Genomic DNA, 3,145 nt, shown 5'->3' with positions numbered 1-3,145 from the left:
TATTATAACACACGATCTTGCCGAAATCCGGCTTCAAGGACGCGCCGCCCACCAGTCCGCCGTCAATGTCCGGCTGTGCAAACAGCTCCGGCGCGCTGGAAGCAGATACGGAACCGCCGTACTGAATCCGGATTGCCTCCGCCGTTTCCGCGTCGTAAATTTCAGCAATGCAGTCGCGGATTGCCTTGCATACCTCCTGAGCCTGCTCGGTAGTTGCAACCTTGCCTGTGCCGATAGCCCAGATAGGCTCATAAGCGATCACGGCTGATGCCGCCTGACTGGCCGTCACATTTAAAAACGCAATCTTAATCTGCTGACGGATAAAGTCAATGGTAACCCCCTGTTCCCTCTGGGTCAGGGTCTCACCACAGCAGATAATGGGCGTTATGCCGTGCTCAAAGGCTTTTAAAACCTTCTTGTTTACAGTTTCATCGGTTTCTGCGAAATATTCTCTTCTCTCAGAGTGGCCGATAATCACATATTTTACGCCCGCGTCTGTGAGCATTTCAGGAGAAATCTCCCCTGTAAAGGCTCCCTTCTCCTCAAAATACATATTCTCCGCGCCAATCACAATGTTGGTGCCCTTGGCTGCCTCTATGGCCGGAATAATGTCAATGGCCGGTACGCAGAAAACTACATCCACATCCTCATTCACCACCAGGGGCTTTAAGGTGTTGATCAGCTCCACCGCCTGGCTGGGTGTCATATTCATCTTCCAGTTGCCGGCAATAATCTTTTTTCTTGCCATTTGATTATCCTCCGCTTACTCCTTATCATCTGCTGCCGCAACTCACGGCGTTGCTCGAGACATTTTCTCACTCTTTGTCATCTGCTGCCGCAACGCCGGGAAGCTCCTTGCCCTCCAAGAATTCCAGGGAAGCGCCGCCGCCGGTGGAAATATGGCTCATCTTGTCGCCAAATCCCAGCTGATTTACTGCAGCCGCAGAATCACCGCCGCCGATGATCGTGGTTGCGTCTGTCTCTGCAAGGGCTTTTGCAACGGCGATGGTTCCCGCTGCCAGAGTAGGATTCTCAAATACGCCCATAGGTCCGTTCCATACAACGGTCTTTGCAGATTTCACTGCATCTGCAAACAGCTGGCAGGTCTTAGGTCCGATATCAAGGCCCTCCATATCGGAAGGAATCTTGTCTGAATCCACATAGGATACCTCCACCGGGCCGTCGATGGGGTTGGGGAAATCTGCCGCAATGGTGGTATCAACCGGAAGCAGCAGGGTTTTGCCCAGCTTCTTTGCCTTATCCATCATTTCCTTGCAGTAGCCGATCTTCTCATCATCCACCAGAGATTTGCCCACCTCATATCCCTGTGCCTTTAAGAAGGTATAAGCCATGCCTCCGCCGATGATCAGGGTATCGCATTTCTCCAGCAGATTGGAGATTACATTCAGCTTGTCAGCCACCTTTGCGCCGCCTAAAATTGCAACAAAGGGTCTCACGGGATTTTCAACCGCATTACCTAGGAAATTGATCTCCTTCTGCATTAAGTAACCCACTACATTCTCGCCGCCCTTTGCGGAGATGAATTTGGTCACGCCTGCAACAGAAGCATGCGCTCTGTGGGAAGAGCCAAATGCGTCGCAAACATAAATATCAGCCAGATCAGCCAGCTCCTTGCTGAACTGCTCGCCGTTCTTGGTCTCCTCGGCTCCGCGGAAACGGGTATTCTGCAAAAGAACCACATCTCCCTCTTTCATTGCCTCCACGGCCTTGGTTGCAGCCTCGCCGGTTACGTTGTAATCCGGTACAAACACAACCTCCTTGCCCAGCTTCTCGGAAAGTCTTTTTGCAACAGGCGCCAGGGACTCCCCTTCGTTGGGGCCATTCTTTACTTTGCCCAGATGCGAGCAGAGAATCACCTTGCCGCCGTCGTTAATCAATTTCTGGATGGTGGGAAGTGCCGCCACAATACGGGTGTCATCGGTGATCTCACCGTTCTTTAAGGGAACGTTAAAGTCACATCTCACAAGCACTCTTTTTCCCTTTGCATTAATGTCGTCAACTGATTTCTTATTTAAGCCCATTTCCTTTACCTCCAAATATGAAGGGTCCGGCCCTTTAAGACCGGACCCTGATAGGTCTTGCTTATTTTTCTGTGAAAACAGCTTAGTTCAGCTCGCTGAAATACTTGATGGTACGAACCATCTGAGAGGTGTAGCTGTTCTCATTGTCATACCAGGAAACAACCTGTACCTGGGTATTACCGTCCTCCATGGGAGCAACCATGGTCTGAGTAGCGTCAAAGATAGAACCGTAGGTGCTTCCGATGATATCGGAGGATACAATCTCGTCGGTGTTATATGCGAAGGACTCTGTAGCAGCAGCCTTCATAGCCTCATTGATCTCTTCCTTGGTTACAGCGCCCTTTACAACTGCCACCAGAATCGTGGTGGAGCCTGTAGGGGTAGGAACACGCTGTGCGGAGCCGATCAGCTTGCCATTGAGCTCAGGGATAACAAGGCCGATTGCCTTAGCTGCACCTGTGGAGTTGGGAACGATGTTGCATGCGCCTGCACGGCTTCTTCTCAAATCGCCCTTTCTCTGAGGTCCGTCCAGAATCATCTGATCGCCGGTATAAGCGTGAACAGTGGTCATGATACCGCTCATGATGGGTCTGCAGTCATTCAGTGCCTTAGCCATGGGAGCCAGGCAGTTTGTGGTACAGGAAGCTGCAGAAATCACGGTATCCTCCGGCTTTAAGGTGGTATGGTTTACGTTATATACGATGGTAGGAAGGTCATTGCCGGCGGGAGCAGAGATAACAACCTTGCGGGCGCCTGCAGTGATATGTGCGGATGCCTTCTCCTTGGAGGTATAGAAGCCTGTACACTCCAGAACAACATCAACCTTCAGCTCTCCCCAGGGAAGCTTGCTTGCATCAGCCTCTTTATAAATCGTGATGGTCTTGCCATTAACGGTGATGCAGTCCTCGCCTGCCTCTACGGTGCTTGCATATTTGTAAACACCCTGGGAAGAATCGTACTTCAACAGATGTGCAAGCATCTTAGGGCTTGTCAGATCGTTGATCGCTACTACTTCATATCCCTCCGCATCAAACATCTGTCTGAATGCCAGACGACCAATACGGCCAAAACCATTAATTGCTACTCTTACTGCCATTTTAGTT

At 50.8% G+C, this 3,145-nt stretch carries 3 protein-coding genes; all 3 read right to left on the bottom strand.

What is annotated here, in order from left to right; translation table 11 throughout:
• Window positions 1-748: triose-phosphate isomerase (tpiA, locus tag AC1WIP_RS13570; RefSeq protein WP_481142327.1), on the bottom strand; the 748-nt coding region annotated here is incomplete at its 3' end.
• 67 nt (window positions 749-815) lie between these two features.
• Window positions 816-2,042, bottom strand: a complete 1,227-nt coding sequence (locus AC1WIP_RS13565; RefSeq protein ID WP_481142326.1) for a phosphoglycerate kinase — start codon at window positions 2,040-2,042, stop codon at window positions 816-818.
• Between the two features lie 82 nt (window positions 2,043-2,124).
• On the bottom strand, window positions 2,125-3,138 hold the full coding sequence (gene gap, locus AC1WIP_RS13560) for a type I glyceraldehyde-3-phosphate dehydrogenase (RefSeq protein WP_318702529.1): 1,014 nt from the start codon (window positions 3,136-3,138) through the stop codon (window positions 2,125-2,127).
• Window positions 3,139-3,145: the final 7 nt, after the last annotated feature.

The sequence above is a fragment of the Acetatifactor sp. genome (assembly GCF_982438285.1).
The sequence above is the reverse complement of the archived record's forward strand: the minus strand, read 5'-3'. Positions and strand labels throughout refer to the sequence as shown.

What these genes read in the sequence shown, in the direction of transcription:
- gap (WP_318702529.1), bottom strand. Translation starts at nt 3,138, where the DNA reads ATGGCAGTAAGAGTAGCAATTAATGGTTTTGGCCGTATTGGTCGTCTG.
- AC1WIP_RS13565 (WP_481142326.1), bottom strand. Translation starts at nt 2,042, where the DNA reads ATGGGCTTAAATAAGAAATCAGTTGACGACATTAATGCAAAGGGAAAA.